The 19560-nt window shown below is 66.2% G+C and carries 16 protein-coding genes; 8 read left to right on the top strand and 8 right to left on the bottom strand.

Going from position 1 to position 19560, the window contains the following annotated elements:
* Positions 1 to 31: 31 nt before the first annotated feature.
* Positions 32 to 2068, top strand: coding sequence for a M13 family metallopeptidase (locus tag VGN66_RS11840; RefSeq protein WP_327519017.1), 2037 nt, complete (start codon positions 32 to 34; stop codon positions 2066 to 2068).
* 208 nt (positions 2069 to 2276) lie between these two features.
* Here VGN66_RS11840 and VGN66_RS11835 read toward each other — a convergent pair whose 3' ends face one another.
* Positions 2277 to 2585 carry a GIY-YIG nuclease family protein gene (locus VGN66_RS11835; RefSeq protein WP_327519016.1) on the bottom strand — a complete coding sequence of 103 codons (309 nt, stop codon included), beginning with the start codon at positions 2583 to 2585 and terminating at the stop codon, positions 2277 to 2279.
* A gap of 160 nt (positions 2586 to 2745) precedes the next feature.
* The gene (locus tag VGN66_RS11830) at positions 2746 to 4449 is read right to left on the bottom strand and encodes a class I adenylate-forming enzyme family protein (protein ID WP_327519379.1); all 1704 of its coding nucleotides are present in this window, start codon (positions 4447 to 4449) and stop codon (positions 2746 to 2748) included.
* Between the two features lie 197 nt (positions 4450 to 4646).
* On the opposite strand from VGN66_RS11830, the gene VGN66_RS11825 reads away from it, so the two are divergent.
* The 7 genes from VGN66_RS11825 (at position 4647) to VGN66_RS11795 (ending at position 13036) form a co-directional block, all read left to right on the top strand.
* A complete protein-coding gene (locus VGN66_RS11825; RefSeq protein WP_327519015.1) occupies positions 4647 to 5876 on the top strand; it encodes a serine hydrolase domain-containing protein in 1230 nt (409 codons plus the stop codon).
* A 28-nt stretch (positions 5877 to 5904) separates the two neighbouring features.
* On the top strand, positions 5905 to 7932 hold the full coding sequence (locus VGN66_RS11820; RefSeq protein ID WP_327519014.1) for a 3-hydroxyacyl-CoA dehydrogenase NAD-binding domain-containing protein: 2028 nt from the start codon (positions 5905 to 5907) through the stop codon (positions 7930 to 7932).
* Positions 7925 to 8356 carry a VOC family protein gene (locus tag VGN66_RS11815; RefSeq protein ID WP_327519013.1) on the top strand — a complete coding sequence of 144 codons (432 nt, stop codon included), beginning with the start codon at positions 7925 to 7927 and terminating at the stop codon, positions 8354 to 8356. The genes VGN66_RS11820 and VGN66_RS11815 overlap by 8 nt, the downstream gene beginning before the upstream one ends.
* A complete protein-coding gene (locus VGN66_RS11810; RefSeq protein WP_327519012.1) occupies positions 8353 to 9672 on the top strand; it encodes an amidase family protein in 1320 nt (439 codons plus the stop codon). The genes VGN66_RS11815 and VGN66_RS11810 overlap by 4 nt, the downstream gene beginning before the upstream one ends.
* Positions 9669 to 10853: an acyl-CoA dehydrogenase family protein gene (locus VGN66_RS11805; RefSeq protein WP_327519011.1), complete on the top strand. Its 1185-nt coding sequence runs from the start codon at positions 9669 to 9671 to the stop codon at positions 10851 to 10853. Before VGN66_RS11810 ends, VGN66_RS11805 begins: the two co-directional genes overlap by 4 nt.
* A 154-nt stretch (positions 10854 to 11007) precedes the next feature.
* Entirely contained in the window at positions 11008 to 12135 is a 1128-nt protein-coding gene (locus tag VGN66_RS11800; protein ID WP_327519010.1) for an acyl-CoA dehydrogenase family protein, read from the top strand.
* A gap of 10 nt (positions 12136 to 12145) precedes the next feature.
* A complete protein-coding gene (locus VGN66_RS11795; protein WP_327519009.1) occupies positions 12146 to 13036 on the top strand; it encodes an acyl-CoA thioesterase II in 891 nt (296 codons plus the stop codon).
* 173 nt (positions 13037 to 13209) lie between these two features.
* Here the strand turns inward: VGN66_RS11795 and VGN66_RS11790 are convergent, their stop codons facing one another.
* From VGN66_RS11790 to VGN66_RS11765, 6 genes are all read right to left on the bottom strand, one after another.
* Positions 13210 to 13917, bottom strand: coding sequence for a TonB-dependent receptor (locus tag VGN66_RS11790; RefSeq protein WP_327519008.1), 708 nt, complete (start codon positions 13915 to 13917; stop codon positions 13210 to 13212).
* A gap of 73 nt (positions 13918 to 13990) precedes the next feature.
* Complete coding sequence (locus VGN66_RS11785) at positions 13991 to 15130, bottom strand: TonB family protein (protein WP_327519007.1); 1140 nt, start codon at positions 15128 to 15130, stop codon at positions 13991 to 13993.
* Positions 15131 to 15666: 536 nt separating this feature from the next.
* Entirely contained in the window at positions 15667 to 16467 is an 801-nt protein-coding gene (locus VGN66_RS11780; protein WP_327519006.1) for an SDR family oxidoreductase, read from the bottom strand.
* On the bottom strand, positions 16467 to 17231 hold the full coding sequence (locus VGN66_RS11775; protein WP_327519005.1) for an SDR family oxidoreductase: 765 nt from the start codon (positions 17229 to 17231) through the stop codon (positions 16467 to 16469). Before VGN66_RS11775 ends, VGN66_RS11780 begins: the two co-directional genes overlap by 1 nt.
* Before the next feature lie 114 nt (positions 17232 to 17345).
* Positions 17346 to 18407: a phosphotransferase family protein gene (locus VGN66_RS11770; protein ID WP_327519004.1), complete on the bottom strand. Its 1062-nt coding sequence runs from the start codon at positions 18405 to 18407 to the stop codon at positions 17346 to 17348.
* Positions 18404 to 19489: a Zn-dependent alcohol dehydrogenase gene (locus VGN66_RS11765; protein ID WP_327519003.1), complete on the bottom strand. Its 1086-nt coding sequence runs from the start codon at positions 19487 to 19489 to the stop codon at positions 18404 to 18406. Before VGN66_RS11765 ends, VGN66_RS11770 begins: the two co-directional genes overlap by 4 nt.
* Positions 19490 to 19560: the final 71 nt, after the last annotated feature.

Below are 19560 nucleotides of genomic sequence, written 5' to 3'. Positions count from 1 at the left end.
ACACTACCGACTCTCTGGGGGGATTTTTCGTATGAAGATCAGTGTTTTCACGCGCCTGACGCTGGGCGTTGCCGCGCTTGCGCTGACCGGTCCTGCGCTGGCGCAGAGCGCGAGCGGGCCGCGTTACGGCACCGTCGGCCTGGAACTGACCGGGCAGGACAAGAGCGTCAAGCCGGGCGATGACTTCTGGTCGTACGTCAATGGCGGCTGGAACAAGTCGGTCGAGATCGCGGCGGATCGCGCATCGGCGGGCTATGGCGTCAAGCTGACCGACGAGGCCGAGATTTCGGTCCGCGCGATCCTCGACGACATGGCGAAGAACCCCAGCCAGTTCGGCGCCAAGGGCCAGCAGATCGGCGACCTCTACGCCAGCTGGATGGACGAGGCCGGGATCGAGGCGCGCGGCACCGCGCCGCTCAAGCCCTACCTCGCCAAGATCGCGGCCGCGAATGACCGCGCCAAGCTCCAGACGCTGTTCGCCAGCACCGGCTATGCCAGCCCGGTCGATATCGGGATCATCCCCGACCTGGCCGACCCGACCCAGTACACCGCGTTTGCCAGCCAGGGCACGCTCGGCATGGCGCGCGACTATTATCTGCTGGAAGGCGAGAAATACGACAAGTTCCGCGCCGCCTATCGCGCCTATGTCGAGCAGGTGCTGACGCTCGCCGGGATCGGTGACGCCGCCAAGAAGGCCGACGCGATCGTCGCGTTCGAAACCGCGATGGCCAAGGTGCACTGGAGCCCCGAGCAGAACCGCAACATCATGGCGCTGTACAAGCCGATGGACCGCGCCGGCATGGCGAAGCTCGCGCCCGAGTTCGACTGGACCGGCATGATGCAGACCGCGGGTCTGGGATCGCTGCCCAAGATGATCATGGGCAACGACACCGCGCTGACTGCGCTGGGCAAGATGTTCGCGCAGGTACCGGTTTCGACCTGGCAGGACTGGATGACGTTCCACTTCATCTCGTCCAACGCGGCGTATCTGCCCAAGGCGTTCGACGATGCCTCGTTCAACTTCTACGCCAAGACGCTGTCGGGTACTCCGCAGAAGCGCGAGCGGTGGAAGCGCGGCATTCAGCTGGTCAACGGCGCACTCGGCGAAGCGGTCGGCGAGATTTACGTCGCGCGCCACTATCCGCCCGAAAGCTCGGCCAAGATGAACGAGCTGATCGTCGACCTGCGCGCCAGCCTGGACGAGCGGTTGAAGGCCAATCAGTGGATGGACCCGGCGACCAAGGAAAAGGCGCTGGCAAAGCTGGTCGCGTTCGACCCGCGCGTAGGCCACCCGGCCAAGTGGGTCGACTACTCGTCGATGAAGATCAGCCGTGGCGACCTGCTCGGCAACATGATGGCGTCGCGCGAATGGGGGCAGAATTATCAGCTGTCGAAGCTCGGCAAGCCGGTCGACCGGTCGCTGTGGGACATGACGCCGCAGACGGTGAACGCCTATTACAACCCGCTCGCCAACCAGATCACCTTCCCCGCGGCGATCCTTCAGGCGCCCTATTTCGACGCCAAGGCGGACCCGGCGGTCAACTATGGCGCGATCGGCGCGATCATCGGGCATGAAATCGGCCATGGCTTTGACGATCAGGGCAGCCAGTTCGGCGCCGACGGCAAGTTCGCCAACTGGTGGACGCCCGAAGCAAAGGCCGCGTTCGCCAAGCGCACCGCCGTGCTGGTCGAACAGTTCAACGGCTATGAGCCGATCCCGGGGACCAAGATCAACGGCAAGCTGACGCTGGGTGAGAATATCGGCGATCTGGGCGGCGTCGAAATGGCCTATGGCGCGTATCAGCGCTATCAGGCGAAGCACGGCAAGGCACCGGTGATCGGCGGCCTGACCGGCGACCAGCGCTTCTTCCTGTCCTATGCCCAGGCATGGCAGTCCAAGGTGCGCGAGGACGCCGAACGCCAGCGCCTGCTGACCGACCCGCACAGCCCGGCCAAGTATCGCGTCAACGGCATCGTGCGGAACGTCGACGCCTGGTACGTCGCGTTCAACGTGAAGCCCGGCGACGCGCTGTACCTGCCGCCCGAGCAGCGGGTGAAGATCTGGTGAGGCGACTCGCCTGATGTGATGGAGGGGGCCGGTTCGAAAGGACCGGCTCTTTTTGTTGGGAACTCCCTCTCTCTCGTCGTCCCGGGCTTGACCCGGGACAGGGCTTTTCTTGACGACATCCGAGGGAAAAGGCAGCCCAGCCCCGGGTCAAGCCCCGGGTCAAGCCCGGGGCGACGAGGGGCTGAGGCATTGGACGACGAGCGGGGTTTTAGTCGCCCCCCGCCAGTTGATCGTAGAGATCAACCCAATCCGGATTCGCCTTCTCGATCAGCGCGAACTTCCACTCCCGGTGCCAGCGTTTGACACGCTTCTCATGCGCAATCGCGTCGCTGATGTCCTCAGCATAGTCCGCCCAGACGAGACGGGTGAGGTGATGCTCGGCGCAGTAGCTCGACCCCGTGCCGGTGCGGTGCTGGTGGACGCGAGCGGGGAGGTTTGCCGAGACGCCCGTGTACATCTTGCCGCGATACCGGTTGGCCATGATGTAGACCCAGCCGCCTTTGGGTGCGCGTGGCATGCGGGAATACCAGCTGAGATTGAATCGGCAGTCAACCACCCCCACCCCGTCGCCCCGGGCTTGACCCGGGGCTGGGCTTTTCTTGGCCGACGTTGAGGAAGAAGAAGCCCGGCCCCGGGTCAAGCCCGGGGCGACGATGGGGGTGAGTTCAACCCGCCGGTCAGGTCACCCCCTCCTCCACAAACAACGCCTTCAGATCCTTCTTCAGGATCTTCCCGTTCGCATTCCTCGGCAGCGTCTCGGCGACAAAGCGGATCGCGACCGGGGTCTTGAAGATCGCCAGCCGCTCGCGGACCCAGGCCTGCAGCTCGGCCTCGGTCGCCTCCATCCCCGGTGCGAGGTGGACGACCGCAGCCGGCTCCTCGCCCAGCGTCTTGTGCGGGATGCCGATCAGGGCGCAGTCGGTGACGGCGGGATGGGCGTAGAGCACGTCCTCGACCTCGGACGAGTAGATATTCTCGCCGCCGCGGATGATCATGTCCTTGGCGCGGTCGACGATGTAGAGGAAGCCTTCCTCGTCCAGCTTCGCCAGATCGCCGGTGCGGACCCAGCCGTCGCGGAAGCATTCGGCGGTCGCCTCGGGCTTGTTCCAATATCCCTTCACGATCATCGGCCCCTTGGCCCATAATTCGCCGACTTCGCCGACGGGCAGTTCGTGCTCGCCTTCCGGGTCCATGATCTTGAGGTCGGCGACCGGCACGGGCGGGCCGGCGCTGGTCGGACGGTTCAAATAATCCTCGCTCGAATGGCTCGTGACCGTCGCCATCGTCTCGGTCATGCCCCAGCCATTGCCGGGCAGCGCGCCGAATTCGGTGAAGATGCGCTTGACCAGCTCCGGCGCCGACGGCGCGCCGCCATAGGCGATCGCCTCGAGGCTGGAGAGGTCGTATTTGTGGCGATCGGGATGCTCCAGGATCTGCCACGCGATCGTCGGCACGCCGCCGGTCAGGTTGACCTTCTCGCGCTGGATGATCTCCATCGCCTCGATCACGTCCCATTTGCGCATGAACACGGCGGTGTTGCCCGACGCCAGCGTGCCCATCAGGCTCGCCGAACAGGCGGTGACGTGGAACAGCGGAATGACGAGTAGGCCGACCTTAGGCTGCGGCTCGGGCGGCATTTCGCCGCGGCGCAGATACGAGCGCGCGGCGGCGTACCCGCCCGACATGATGTTGGTGCAGAGGTTGCGATGCGTGCCGAGCGCTCCCTTGGGCGAACCGGTCGTGCCGCTGGTGTAGAAGATCGTCGCGTCATCCTCCGGCTCCAGCGTCGGTTCGGCGGGGAGCGGTACGTCGGACAGCCCGGCCCAGCTGTTGGGCGCGCCGATCAGGTCTTCGAGCTTGTCGACGCCCTCCGGCAATTCGCCATCCCAGCGGCTGACGATGGTGCGCTGAAGGTCCGGCAGCTCGGGCAGCCGCTTTTGCAGCCGCGCGAACCGCTCGCCGTCGAGGAACAACACCTTCGACCCCGAATCACGCAGTCCGTAATCCAGCTCGCCGCCGGTCCACCATGCGTTGAGCGGCACGAGGATCGCGCCGATGCTGACCGCGGCAAAGAAGATCACCGGCCATTCGGGCGTGTTGCGCATCGCCAGCGCGACGCGGTCGCCCTTGACCACCCCCATCTCGCGCAATTTGGTCGCGAGGTGCGCGGTCGCGCGGAAATTCGCCTCATAGCTGACGCGCTCATCCTCATGGATGGTGAAGATGCGGTCGCCATGCGTGCGCGACAGTTGAAGCAAGGCGGCAAGGTTGGGCGGGGCGTTCTTCCACACCCGCGTCGTGATGCCGCGGATTTCGACCTCGTCCATTTCCAGCTTCTGCCCGGGCGCAGTCATCAGCGCCTGGGCTTGCGCCAGCGTCATCTTCGGCCAGGACGGGTCGAGCGGGATGAGCGGTTCGGGGGCCAAGGCGGGTCTCTCCAATCATATCGTTGTTGAATGTCCGGTTTGGCGATTCCACCACCCGTCCACGCACTTCATTCTTGATTCATTGGCCGCGTAACGCAATAGGGAAGCGACAATCGCGCAAACACATCGGGACGAGGATTCGAATTACAGGTATGGACTCGGCCGACTTCGCAACCCCCGCATCCATCGGCTTCGCGCCGGACCGGCTCGCGGCGATCGACGCCTTTGTGAAGGCACGGTATCTCGACACCGGAAAGCTGCCCAATGCCCAGCTGTTGATCGCGCGGGACGGCATGATCGCGCATTTCAGCCATCAGGGCGCGGCGCGTGAGGGCGGCGGCGCGGTGGACGCAGGATCGATCTACCGCATCGCGTCGATGACCAAGCCGGTGACATCGATCGCCTTCATGCAACTGGTCGAGCAAGGGAGCGTCGCACTCGACACCCCGGTCCATCACGTCCTGCCCGAATTCAAGGGATTGGGCGTCTATAATGGCGGCGGCGGCGGGGTGCCGTTTGTTACGAAGCCGACGACCGAGCCGATGCGGATGATCGATCTGCTGCGGCACACCTCCGGCCTCACCTATGGCTTCCAGAATCGCGGCAATGTCGATGCCGCCTATCGCGAGGGGCGGATCGAAAGCTGGCACGGGCATCTCGACCTTGACGGGTTCGTCGCGGCGCTGGGTAAGCTGCCGCTTGAGTTCTCGCCGGGTGAGGCGTGGAATTATTCGGTGTCGACCGACGTGCTCGGCGCGGTGGTCGAGCGCGTCTCGGGCCAGACGCTCGACGCCTATTTCGAAAGCCAAATCTTCGCCCCGCTCGGCATGCACGACACCGGGTTCATGGTCCCGGCGGACAAGATCGATCGCCTGACCGACTGCTATACCTTCAAGCCGGGCGAAGGCCGGGTGATGTATGATCAGGGCGAAAAGTCGGCGTGGAGCCGCAAGCCGACCTTGCTGTCCGGCGGCGGCGGGCTGGTTTCGACCGCGCTCGACTATCACCGCTTCTGTACCATGTTGCTGAATGGCGGGACGCTGGACGGCGCGCGCGTCATCGCGCGCAAGACGCTCGACCTGATGGTGATGAACCACCTGCCCGGCGGCAAGGATCTGTCGAGCCTGTCGCGGTCGCTGTTCAGCGAGACGCAGAATGCCGGGACCGGTTTTGGCCTGGGCTTTGCGATGAACATCGACGTCGCGCGAACGATGATCCCGGGCAGCGTCGGGGAGTTTTACTGGGGCGGCATGTTTTCGACCGCCTTCTTCGTCGATCCGATCGAACGGATCAGTATGGTGTTCATGACCCAGCTGTCGCCATCGGGGCTCTACCCGATCCGGCGCGAGCTGAAGACGATGATCTATTCCGCGCTGGCCTGACCGGCGCACTACGCAACTGGAGAGCGACATGTCCGTGATTACGACCGAAAAACAGGGCGATATCCTCGTCATCACCTCGAACAATCCGCCGGTGAACGCGCTGGGCGCGGCGGTGCGGCAGGGGCTGGATGCGGCGATCAAGGAACTGAACGGCGACGACAGCCTGAAGGCCGCGGTGATCCGCTGTGACGGGCGCACCTTCTTTGCCGGGGCCGACATCACCGAATTCGGCAAGCCGATGCAGGAGCCGGGGCTGCCGACTTTGGTCGACGCGATCGAGGCGAGCGAGAAGCCGGTGGTCGCCGCCGTGCACGGCACTGCGCTGGGCGGCGGGTGCGAGGTTGCGCTGGCATGCCATTACCGCATCGCCGTCCCCTCGGCGAAGTTCGGCCTGCCCGAAGTGAAGCTCGGCATCCTCCCCGGCGCGGGCGGCACCCAGCGGCTGCCGCGCGTCGCAGGGGTCGAATTCGCGCTCGAACTGGCGGCGAAGGGCGATCCGGTCCCGGCCAAGGTCGCGCAGGCCGCTGGCCTGGTCGATCGCATGGCCGGTGAGGACAGCCTGACCGCCGATGCGGTCGCCTATGCCAAGGAAGTAGCCGACGCCCGCCCCCTGCCCCGCGCCAGCGAAAAGCCGGTCAGCGTCGAGGCGGGCGTGTTCGACAATTTCCGCAAGACCAACGCCAAGCGCTTCCGCGGCTATGACGCGCCGGCGGAGATCATCGCGGTGATCGAGGAAACGGTCGACAAGCCTTATGCCGAGGGCGTGGTGCGTGAGCGCAACGGCTTCATGAAGCTGATCATGGGCACGCAGAGCGCCGCGATGCGCCACATCTTCTTCGCCGAGCGCAAAGCCGCGAAGATCGACGACGTGCCGGAAGATACGCAGCTGCGCGCGATCAAGAAGGTCGGCGTGATCGGTGCCGGCACGATGGGCGGCGGCATTTCGATGAACTTCCTGTCGGCCGGCATCCCGGTAACGATCGTCGAGATGCAGCAGGACGCACTCGACCGCGGCACCGGCGTGATGCGCAAGAATTACGAGGGCAGCGCCGCGCGCGGCCGGATCAAGCCCGAGCAGGTCGAACAGGCAATGGGCCTGCTGACCCCGACGCTCAGCATGGACGACCTCGCCGACTGCGACCTCGTGATCGAGGCGGTCTATGAGAATATGGACGTCAAGAAGGACATTTTCGGCAAGCTCTCCGCGATCTGCAAGCCGGGCGCGATCCTGGCGTCCAACACCAGCTACCTCAACATCGACGAGATTGCAGCATCGACCAGCCGTCCGGGCGATGTCGTGGGCATGCACTTCTTCTCGCCCGCCAACGTCATGAAGCTGCTGGAAATCGTGCGCGGCGCACAGACCGACAAGGACGTGCTGGCGACCGTCATGGACGTCGCCAAGAAGATCAAGAAGGTCGCGGTGGTCGCGGGCGTGTGCCACGGCTTTATCGGCAACCGCATGCTGATGCCGCGTCAGGTCGAGGCGATGAAGCTGCTGATGGAAGGCGCAACGCCCGAGCAGGTCGACCGCGTCCATGTCGAATTCGGCATGCCGATGGGGCCGTTCCAGATGAGCGATCTCGCCGGTGTCGACATCGGCTGGCACCGCGACCCGACCCGGATCGAAAGCATCCGCGATGCGCTCGCCGCCGAGGGCCGCTGGGGCCAGAAGAAGCAGGCCGGCTTCTACGACTATGACGACAAGCGGAACCCCTCGCCCAGCCCACGCGTCGCCGAGATCATCGAGGATTTCCGCAAGAAGACCGGCGCGGTGCAGCATGAGGTGAGCGATGAGGAAATCATCGAGCGCACGCTGTATACCATGGTCAATGAAGGCGCGCTGATCCTGCAGGAAGGCATGGCGCAGCGTGCGTCGGACATCGATGTCGTGTGGATCTATGGCTATGGCTGGCCGGTCTATCGCGGCGGCCCGATGTTCTGGGCGGACACGGTCGGGCTCAAGACCATCGTCGCGGGACTGGAGAAGCATGGCTTCGAAGTCGCGCAGCTGTTGAAGGACAAGGCCGCGAAGGGCGAGCGCTTCAATGGCTGATGCCGCAGCGACCGGCGTGGAGGCAGGCGAGGTCGAGGCGCTGCGCTTCCGCCTCGGCTTCTTCAAGCTGGTCGTGCGCGATCTGGCCGCGATGGAGCGGTTCTACTGCGATACCTTCGGGTTCGCGGTGACCAATCGCGTGGTGCTGCCCGGGCTGGAAGAGTCGATGCTCAATCTGCCCGGCCAGCCCTTCACCTTGGTGCTGTTCCACCACAGCGACGGGCGGGAGATCATTGTCGGCAACGGGCATGGCCCGGTCGGCCTGACCACGACCGATCTCGACGCAGCGGCGGCGCGCGCGATCGCGCATGGCGCGCGTCTGCTGCACGGTCCGCATGAATTGCCCGGCGCGCGGCTGACCTTCCTGCTCGACCCCGAGGGGCATGAGATCGAACTGATCCAGCGGACAGGCGCTCCGGGATGACGCTGGCGCGCGCGTCCGCGATCGACATCGCCACCGCGATTGCGGCGGGCGAGACGAGCGCGCGCGCGCAATGCGAAGCCGCCATCGCGCGGGTCGAGGCTGGAGACGGCGCGATCAACGCGGTGGTGGTGCGCGATTTCGAACGCGCGCTTGTCGCAGCGGACGAAGCCGATGCCGCGGTAGCGCGCGGCGAGCGCCGCCCGCTGCTGGGCGTGCCGATGACGGTCAAAGAGGCGTTCGACGTTGCCGGCCTTCCGACCAGCTGGGGCTTCTCGCACGCGGCTGGCAACATCGCGACCTCGGACGCGGTCGCGGTGCAGCGGCTCAAGGCGGCGGGCGCGGTGATCTTGGGCAAGACCAATGTGCCCAAGGCGCTGGGCGACTGGCAAAGCGTCAATTCCGTCTATGGCCGCACCAGCAACCCGCACGACCCGACCCGCACCTGCGGCGGCAGCTCGGGCGGCGCAGCGGCGGCGCTGGCGGCGGGTTTCGTCCCGATCGAGTTGGGCAGCGATATTGGCGGGTCGATCCGGGTGCCGTCGCACTTCTGCGGCATCTGGGGGCACAAGCCAAGCTATGGCGCGCTCAATGGCTACGGCCACCGCTTTCCCGGTACCGATGGCGCAGAAACGGTGCTGAGCGTGATCGGGCCGATGGCGCGGCATGGCAGCGACCTGCCGCTGCTGCTTGACCTGCTCGCCGACCTGCCCTTGCCGCGCGCTGCGACGCCCGTCCGGCGCGTGATGGTACTGACCGCGCATCCGGCGACCGCGACCGCTGCGGCGGTGATCGACGGGGTGGAGCGCGCGGCCGAAGCGCTGGCGCGTGACGGGGTCGAAGTGATCCGCTCCCACCCCGCCCTGCCCAATCTGGCGGCGCAGCATGACGCCTATACCGCGCTGCTCGGCACGGTGTTCGCCCGGTCGGACCCCACGTTGCACGACACGCTGCCGCGCCTGCTCCCCTACCTCGCGATGCTGGATACGCAGGCGCGCAACACGCGGGCATGGGCGGCGCTGTTTGCCGATGTCGATGCAGTGATCGCACCGCCCGCCGCGACTCAGGCATTCCCGCACGACCCGCGCCCGCAGGCCGATCGGACGCTCGACATCGACGGCGTGGAGCGCGGCTATGACGCGCACCTCGCCTGGGCGGGGCTCGCCACCTATCCGGGCCTGCCCGCCACCACCTTCCCGGTCGGGACCGCCAACGGCCTGCCGACCGGCGTGCAGGTGCTGACCGACCTGTATCACGACCATCTTGCGATCGCGACCGCGCGCCGCATCGCCGCTTTGCTGGACGAGGAAAAGCAATGACCGATCTCGACACATTCCGCGCCGAAACCCGCGCCTGGCTTGAGGCCAATGTCCCCGCATCGATGCGCGAACCGATGCGCGGCGAGGGCGACGCCAATTGGGGCGGGCGCAAGGCCGATTACAGCAAGAACCCCGACCAGAAACGCTACATGGACATGATGGCCGCGCGCGGCTGGACCGTGCCCGACTGGCCCACCCGATATGGCGGCGGCGGGCTGTCGGCGGCCGAAGCCAAGATCCTGCGCGAGGAAATGGCGGCGCTGAACTGCCGCAATCCGCTCAACAGCTTCGGCATCTCGATGCTCGGCCCGGCGCTGCTGAAATACGGCACCGAGGAGCAGAAGCTCGAGCATCTGCCCAAAATCGCGCGCGGCGAAATCCGCTGGTGCCAGGGCTATTCGGAGCCGAATGCGGGCAGCGATCTCGCCGGCCTCGCCACCAGCGCGATCCCCGATGGCGATGATTATATCGTCAACGGGCAGAAGGTATGGACCAGCTATGCCGACAAGGCCGACTGGATCTTCTGCCTGGTGCGCACCAGCAAGGACAGCAAGCAGGGCGGGATCAGCTTCCTGTTGTTCGACATGGACTCGCCCGGCGTCTCGACCAAACCGATCCTGCTGATCAGCGGTTACTCGCCCTTCTGCGAAACCTTTTTCGACAATGTCCGCGTTCCCAAGAAGAACCGGATTCACGACGAGAACAAGGGCTGGGACGTCGCCAAATATCTGCTCGGCCATGAGCGCGAGATGATTTCGGGCATGGGCCTCGCCTCGCCCGGCGGAAACCCGCTGATCGAAGGCGCAATCGCAACGATCGGGCTGGACGCGCAGGGGCGTCTGGCCGACCCGATCCTGCGCGCGCAGCTGGCGATGTTCGAGGTCCGGTCCAAGGCGTTCTCGGCGATGTCGGAGCGGTTCATCGACCAGCTCAAGGCCGGACAGGCGCACCCCGCCCAGCCGTCGATGATGAAGTACTACGGAACCGAGCTGAACAAGGACCGCCACGAGCTGGTCATGGCGAGCGGCGGGTCCGACACGCTCGAATGGGAAAGCGAACGCTCCAACGGCGGCGCGAAGCCGCGCGCGTGGCTGCGGACCAAGGCGAATTCGATCGAGGGCGGGACGAGCGAGGTCCAGCTGAATATCGTCGCCAAGCGGATTCTCGAACTCCCCGCCTGACACGCCAACGCCTCTCCTGCTTTCGCGGGAGAGGCAGCGAGACTTGGCAGCTTGCTGCCTAGTCGCAGCGGTGAGGGTCTTCTTGGAAGAAAGAAGAAGACCCTCACCCCGACCCTCTCCCGCGAAGGCGGGAGAGGGAGAAGGAAAGAAGAAAATGCCACTCTACCTCAACGACGAACAGACCATGCTCCGCGAGAGCGCGCAGCAATTTGTGAGCGAGGCCGCCCCGGTCAGCCACATGCGCGCACTGCGCGACGCGAACGACGCAACCGGGTTCAGCCGCGACCTGTGGAAGCAATTCGCCGAAATGGGCTTCACCGGCATCCTGATCCCCGAAAGCGACGGCGGCCTCGGCCTCGGCCATGTCGAGGCGGGGGTGGTGCTGGAAGAGATCGGGCGTAACCTGTCCCCCTCCCCCTTCCTCACCACGGCGGTCGCGGCGGTCGCGGCGCTCAACGGCACGGCGCAGCGCGAGCGCTGGTTCCCCGGCATCCTGTCGGGCGAAACCGTCGCGGCGCTGGCGGTCGACGAGCGCGCCAAGCATGGCGACGCGATCGGCATGAAGGCCGAACGCTCGGGCAACGGCTTCAAGCTGACCGGCACCAAGCAGTTCGTCGCGCACGGCCATGTCGCCGACCTGCTGATCGTCGCCGCGCGCACCGCCGGGTCGCCCGAGGATGCCAATGGCGTGACGCTGTTCGCGGTGCCGAAGGACGCGACGAACCTGACCGCCGACCCGCAGCGGCTTGCCGATGCCAGCCTCGCCGCGCGGATGACGTTCGATGGGGTCGCGGTCGATGCCGACGCGGTAATCGGTGAGGTCGATGGCGGGCGCGCGGTGCTGAACGCACTGCTCGGCGCCGGGCGCACGGGTGCTGCGGCGGAAATGCTGGGCGTCGGTGGCGGGGCGATGGACATGACGGTCCAGTATCTCAAGGAACGCAAGCAGTTCGGCACGCTGATCGGCAGCTTCCAGGCGCTCCAGCATCGCGCGGCGCACCTCTATTCGGAGCTGGAAGTCGCGCGCGCGGCGGTGCTCAAGACACAGCAGCTGCTCGACGCCAGCGATGCCAAGGCGGACGAAGCGGTGGCGGTCGCCAAGGCGATGGCCGGCATGGCATCGACGCTGGCGGTGCAGGAAGGGGTGCAGATGCATGGCGGCATCGGCATGACCGACGAATATGATATCGGCTTCTACATGAAGCGCGGGCGCGTGCTGGCGGAGCTGTTCGGCGACACCAATTATCACGCCGACGCCCTGGCGCGGGCGAGCGGATATTGAGGACAATATTTTGAGCGAGAATGAAAAACGCGCCGAAACCGCCGCCGAACAGGTGACCCAACTCGTCAGCCTGCTCGACGTCGAAACCATCGATGTCGACCTGTATCGCGGCGCGCGCCAGCCCGGCGGGGTCGGGCGCGTGTTCGGCGGCCAAGTGATCGGGCAGGCGCTGCAGGCCGCGCAGCGCTCGGTCGAGGGCAAGGACGCGCACTCGCTCCACGCCTATTTCATGCGGCCGGGCAATGAGGATTTCCCGATCATCTATCGCGTCGTGCGCGATTATGACGGGGGCAGTTTCGCCAACCGCCGCGTGATCGCGCTGCAACAGGGCGTGCCGATCCTCAACATGATCGCGTCGTTCCAGCGGCCCGAAGATGGCCTCTCGCATCAGGCCGACATGCCCGACGTGCCGGGGCCGGACGACCTGCGCTCCGAATTCGATCTGCGCGAGGAAATCCGCGATCACGTGCCGGAGAAGTTCCGCCCCTTCTTCCTGCGCCCGCGCCCGATCGAAATCCGCCCGTGCTCCCCGCGCAACTGGTTCAAGCCGGAAAAGCGCGAACCGGTGCAGCATAGCTGGTTCCGCACCGCCGCCGCCCTGCCCGACGATCCCGCGCTCCACCGCGCGATCCTGTCCTATGCCAGCGACATGATGCTGCTCGGCACCGCGACGCTGCCGCATGGCGTCAACTGGATGACGCGCGGCTTGCAGAGCGCGAGCCTCGACCATGCCGTATGGCTGCACGCGCCGCTGCGCGCCGACGACTGGCTGCTCTACACCACCGACAGCCCCTGGGCCGGCCATGCGCGCGGGTTCAACCGCGGGCGCATCTACAGCCGCGACGGACGGCTGGTGGCGAGCGTCGCGCAGGAAGGGCTGATGCGGATGCGGGAGGGGTGAGCTATTCCTCCCCCAGCTTGTCTGGGGGAGGTGGCAGCGCGCAGCGCTGACGGAGGGGCCGCCGCTGCAAGCGGCGGAATTTTGCCGAGCTGTTCACGGCCGTCTGCGCGGCCGCCCCTCCACCGCCTTCGGCGGTCCCCCTCCCCTGCTGCGCAGGGGAGGAATTCGGTCGCCTATTCCTTCGGACGAACCACATACGCCGCCGGCAAATACAGAAACACCTCGGTCAAACTCGCCCGCGACCATTCGACCGGCCGGTCCAGCCCACGCACCTCCACCCCATAATCGCCCCCGAACCGCGCCGCAGTGGTGGCCGCGTCGGCGGCGATCATCTCGATGATCTTGTTCCGATACTGATCCGGGTTGAGCACCGACAGCGTCATGTCGCCGCTTTTCTCGATCTGCGCGCGGCCGGTGGGCGGCACCGCCTTGATGAACTTGGCAATCCGGTCGAGCGCGGCGCGGGCGTCCATGCCGGGCTCCAGCTTCACCTTGATGATGAAGCTGGTCCGCTCCGAATCCGGGCGGCCATCGCGGCTCAGCAACAGGTCGCCATAGTTGGCAAGCGTCAGCGCCTCGACCACATAGTCGCCCGTCGCCAGCTCGACGCCATGCTTGCCTGCCTGCTCGATCGCGCTGCGCACCATCGCGTAGATTTCCTTGCGGCGCAGCGCCTCGTCGCGCGTATCGCCGGTGATCGCGACCCGCTGAACCGCGAAATCGGCGGTGCGACGCAGCGTGATGATCGGGATCGACGTGCCCTGAAAGCCATCGCGATTGCTCGCCGATCGGGTGGCGGTCACCACCACCTCCTGCGCCGGGGCGGGCAGGATGCTCGCCACCATCAATGAAGCCGCCGTCAGTGCCCGAATGATCCGCATCGCCCTGCTCCCGTTTACCTCGGGTGCAGGGTCGGCCTTTGGTACAGCCCGGTCAATCGCGTGTCAGGAGCCGTCAGAAAGCGGGCGCGTCGTCGCCACCGTCATCGGTCCCCGTCATGCGATAATGGACCCGCGCGATACAGCCCTGTGCGCCGCTGGGCGCGGGCTCTGCGCTTGCCGCGATGATCATCCGGCGGGCCTGCTCGCCGAATTCCGCCGCCGGTTCGCTGGCCAACACGGTGACCGCCCCGGTCGCGCCCCATGGGGCAAGATCATAGCGGACGATCGCCCAGCCCTCGATCGCGCGGCGGCGAAATGCGTCGGGGAATTGCTGGGTCAGCGGGCGCGCCCAGCGGATCACTTCGGGGCAGGTGCCAGCCGGATAGTCGCTCTTGGGCGGCATCGGCGGTGCGGGCACCGGGTCCACCGCGCCTCGAACAAACGGGATGGTACAGCGCGTGCGCGGCGCGTTGCCGACATAGCGGCTGCGCCCCGCCGCGTCGCTCGCCGCCGCCTCCAGCACGCGGTTGCCATCGCTGGCCACGATGCCGGGATTATGCGGCACGCCATCGGCGTCCACGTCAAAGCTGGCAACCGCATAGGACGGGACGCCCGGCGTCTGGGGGATGCGGCGATCGTCGATAAAGGCGCGCAACAACATGCGCGGACGCCCCGCCCCGGCGCAATCGCCCGACTTGCGGATCTGCTGCATCACCATCTGGAATTCGGACGGGTTCGCCATGCGCAGCGCCGCCACGCGATAGAGATCGGCGGGCGCCGCGCGGTCGAACGGAACGCTGCGCCCGGTAAAGGTCATGGTGCAGGCGGCGCCGGCCGCGCTCGCCGGGAACCGCCACAGGCTAAGCGCCGGGGCAAGATCGGTGCCCGGAACATAGCCACGCGGACCGGACGCCGCGACCCGCTGCGTGATCCCGAGCGGGCGGCCATCATCGCCGATGGTGAACGTCATTTCATAGGCACGCGGCGGATCGATCCCGATCCGCGCGACCTGGGTAAAGGGAGCGACGGCGGCCAGCGGGGCGACGACCCGCCCGCCGCATTGCGCGGTGGCGCCCTCATAATCGACCAGATGCTGCCGCGCCTCCAGATGGACGACCGACGGCGCCGCCAAATGGGTGGGTGACCGCGGCGGCGGCGGCGAAGGCACGGCGATGGTCGCAGTCTGGGCGGCGGCGGCGAGGAGCATCAGCATGGCCGCAGCGTCCGCCTTTTTTGTTACCGGATCAAGGCATTAGGTTGGCGGCAGGGGGTTAGCTTTGACAATGGTCCGAGCGGCGCAAACTGGGTGGGATGCGAACGCTCGATCTCAGCGGTCCCTCAAAGTTCAATTTTAGATCACGTCGTTATCGGTACGGCGAGTTGAGATGCTTAAATCCCATACCCATGCAGACAATGAGCGCTGGAAAATAGGATGCCGCCAAAGTGATCCCAAAAAACGGTCCGAGCTGGATGCTTGTGAAGGCCACACTGTAGATCAAGTAGGTAAGCCCGATCGATACAAACGGGATTAAAGCCAGAAAATAAGGTCGAATCCTTATCCGAAATACGCGTAGCATCGCCATCGACACTATCGAAAACCCCGGTGGGAGAATTAGGGCGATTTCTGCCACATGCCCTCGCAGGTTGTAGATCCGGGATCCATGATGGACTTGGCTCACGCCGGAAGCAAGTTCAGAGCGAGGAAATGGCAGGGGCCGGAACGACCACTATCGGGTCGCAGCCGCTCCCCTACACTGCCGTCTTCCCATACTCCTGCCGCGTCACCGGATGGCTCGACGACAGCCCGCCATCGACCGCCAGCGCCTGTCCGTTAACATAGCTCGCATCATCCGACGCCAGGAACAGCGCCGCGCGCGCCAGCTCCTCTGCCTGCGCACCCCGGCGCAGCGGGTTCAGCCGGCCGACGCGGTCCATCTTCCCCGCCTCGCGCGCATAGTCGAAGGTCGGCTTGGTCATCCCCGTCTCGGTCAGCCCCGGGCACAGCGCGTTGACGCGGACGTTCGACCCCGACAGCTGCTGCGCGGCGACGGCGGCGAGGTTGATGACCCCGGCCTTGGACGCCGAATAGGCCGGGCTGCCCGCGCCCGATCGGATGCCCGCAACGCTGGCGGTCAGGACGATCGCCCCCTTCCCCCGCTCCGCAATCTTTGGCGCGCCATGTTTGATCGCGAGCAAAGGCCCGATGAGGTTCACGCGCAGCACTTCGGCCATCAGCTCCGGCGTGGTGTCGAACAGGTTCGCCATGCCGCCCGAGATGCCGGCATTCGCCAAGAGGATGTCGAGCCCGCCAAATTCGGCGACCGCGAGATCGACCGTCGCGATCACATCCGGCTCGCTGCCCGCGTCCATGCGGATCGCCTTGGCCGTGCCCCCGGCGGCGGCGATCAGCGCTACCGTCTCGTCCGCGCCCTCGGTCTTGTCGGCGACGATCACCCGCCCCCCTTCGGCGGCGAACAGGATCGCGGCGGCGCGGCCGATGCCGCTGCCCGCGCCAGTGACGATGATCGATTTGTCGGTGAAGCGGGCCATCAGATCGTCACCCCACCATCGATCACCAACGCCTGCCCCGTGGTGTAACGCCCCGCCGCAGAGGCGAGGAACACGACGCCACCGGCAATATCCTCCGGTTCGCCCAGTCGCCGCAACGGCGTCTGCTTGTTCACCCGCGCCTCGGCCTCCGGATTTTCCCACAAGGCACGGGCGAAGTCGGTCTTGATCAGCCCCGGCGCGATGCAGTTCACCCGGACATTGTCGGGGCCGTACTCAACCGCATAGTTGCGCGCGAGCTGGAAGTCCGCCGCCTTGGACACATTATACGCGCCGATCACCGGCGACCCGCGCAGGCCGCCGATCGAAGAGATGATAACGATCGCGCCGTCCTTGCGCGCGCACATTTCGGGCGCGACCATCTGGATCAGCCAGTGGTTGGACAGGACATTATTGTCGAGGATCTTGCGGAACTGGTCATCCGCAATCCCCGCCAACGGCCCGTAATAGGGGTTGGACGCGGCATTGCAGACGAGGATGTCGATCCGACCGAACACGCGACGCGTCTCGTCCACCAGATGCTGGAGCGCATCCTTGTGCGAGATGCTTGCCGCGATGGCGACCGCAGTGCCCTCGCCATGCTTCGCGTTGATCGCGGTGGCGACCTCCTCGCAAACATCCTGATTGCGGCTGGAGATCACCACCTTCGCGCCCTGATCGGCGAGCGCCTCGGCGCTTGCCCTTCCGATCCCGCGTGAGGATCCGGTGACGATGGCGACCTTACCGGTCAGGTCGAACAGGCTCATCTAAAACTCCCCTCCCGCTTGCGGGAGGGGCCGGGGGAGGCCTGTCCGCACGCGGTGTATCCAGTTTGGAGGGACAGGCTCTCCCCTAACCCCTCCCGCAAGCGGAAGGGGGACTTACGCCCCCGCCTTCCGCGCAAACTCCCACGCGCTCGCGGCCAGCCCCGGCACCCGCGTCGCGGTTTCCTCGGCGTGCGCATTGCTGGCATTGCCGTCGAGCAGGCGGCGCTTGATCCCCTGCACGATGCTCATCAGCCGGAACTGGCCGAACGCGAAGTACCAGTTGAGGTCGGGAATCCCGTCGCGTCCGGTCGCGGCGCAGTAACGCTCGACCATCGCCTCGACGGTCGGGATGCCGGTGTCCGCCCCCGTGATGCCACCAATCGCCGAAGCGCCATTGGCGGGGATCATCCAGTTGGTCAGCAGGTACGAGAAATCCGCCATCGGATCGCCCAGCGTCGACAACTCCCAGTCGAGCACCGCCTTCACGCGCGGCTGCTCCGCGTCGAAGATCATATTGTCGATGCGATAATCGCCATGGACGATGCTGGTCCGCGTCTGCGGCGGCAGGGTGCGCGGCAGCCATTCGATCAGTCTCTCGACATCCTCCAGATCGTCGGTCTGGGCGAGGCGGTATTGCTTGGTCCAGCGCCCGACCTGTCGCTCGAAATAGCTGCCCGGCTTGCCGTAATCGCCCAGCCCCGCCGCCGCGTAATCGGTCTCATGCAGCTGCGCCAACCGGTCGCAGATTTCGTAATAGATCGCGGTTCGTTGCGCCGGCGTCTTGTCCGGCAGCGCCCCGTCCCAATAGGTCGCGCCCTCGACCAGCTCCATGATGTAGAAGGCCGAACCGACGACCCCATCATCCTCGCACAGCCCATAGGGCCGCGCGACCGGGAATCCCGTCGGGTGCAGCCCCGCGATCAGCCGATATTCGCGATCCACCGCATGCGCCGATGGCAGCAGCGGCCCGAACGGCTTGCGCCGCAGCACATAGGCACCGCTCGCCGCGTCGATGCGATAGGTCGGGTTGCTCTGCCCGCCGGGGAATTTGGCGTAGCTCAGCGGGCCAGCGAAACCCGCGACATTGGCCTCCATCCATGCGGTGAGCCGCGCGGTGTCGAGGTCGTCGACCTGCTCCATCGGCTGCCCGCCGCGATGTCCCGCCGGGCTGCTCATGCGAATTCGATCACGGAGCGCACCGCGTCCCCCTGTCGCAGATTGTCGAAGGCGTGGTTGATGTCCTCCAGCTTGATCCGCTCGGCGACCATCGAGTCGAGGTCGAGCACCCCGTCGAGATACATCTGCACCAGCCGCGGCAGGTCGATCGGGAATTGCATCGACCCGGCGAGCGAGCCTTGCAGCTTCTTGCCCGACAGGAAGGTCGGACCCGGAATGCTGACCGACTGGCCCGGCGCGATCATGCCCAGGATCGTCGCGGTGCCGCCCCGGCGCAGCACGTGCCACGCCGTCTCCGCAGTCTGCGGCCGCCCGACCGCCTCGATCGCATAATGCACGCCGCCATCGGTCAGCTTCAGCACCTGCTTCACCAGATCGGGAGCCATCGCGTCGAGATCGTGCGTCGCGCCCATCTTCCGCGCCAGCGCGCGTTTCTCCGGCACGGGATCGATCGCGATAATCTTGCCCGCACCGGCAATCTTCGCGGCATTGATCGCCGACAGGCCGATGCCGCCACAGCCGATCACCGCGACCGTCTCGCCCGGCGTGACCTTGCTGTCGCGGAAGATCGACCCCGCCCCGGTCAGCACCGCACAGCCGAGCAGTGCGGCGCGGTCGAGCGGCATATCCTTGCTGATCGCCACGCAGGCATTTTCGTGAATCAGCATCTGTTCGGCGAAGGCCGACAGGTTGAGGAAATGGTTGACCGGCGTGCCATCGGCGAGCGTCAGCTTGGGGCTGGCATCGGCCGGACGACGCGTCGAATTGTCCAGACAAAGCGACGGGCGGCCCGATATGCAGAACTCGCACGACCCGCAGAACACGGTGAAGAAGGTGATAACATGGTCGCCGGGCTTCAGCCGCGTGACCTCGCTCCCCACCGCCTCGACCACGCCCGCCGCCTCATGCCCCGGCACGGTCGGCATCGCATGCGGATAGGCCCCGTCGACAAAATGCAGGTCCGACCGGCACACGCCGCACGCCGCCGTGCGCACCAGCACCTCGCGCGGGCCGGGCTTGTCGATGCGGATGTCGTGGATTTCGAGCGGCTTGCCGGCCTCGAACAACACTGCTGCTTTCACTGAAACTCCCCTCCCGCTTGCGGGAGGGGCCGGGGGAGGGCCTGTCTTCCGCAAGCGTTGAATGCATGGAG

The organism is Sphingomonas sp., assembly GCF_035998645.1.
Taxonomy (GTDB): Bacteria; Pseudomonadota; Alphaproteobacteria; order Sphingomonadales; family Sphingomonadaceae; genus Sphingomonas.
The sequence above is the reverse complement of the archived record's forward strand: the minus strand, read 5'-3'. Positions and strand labels throughout refer to the sequence as shown.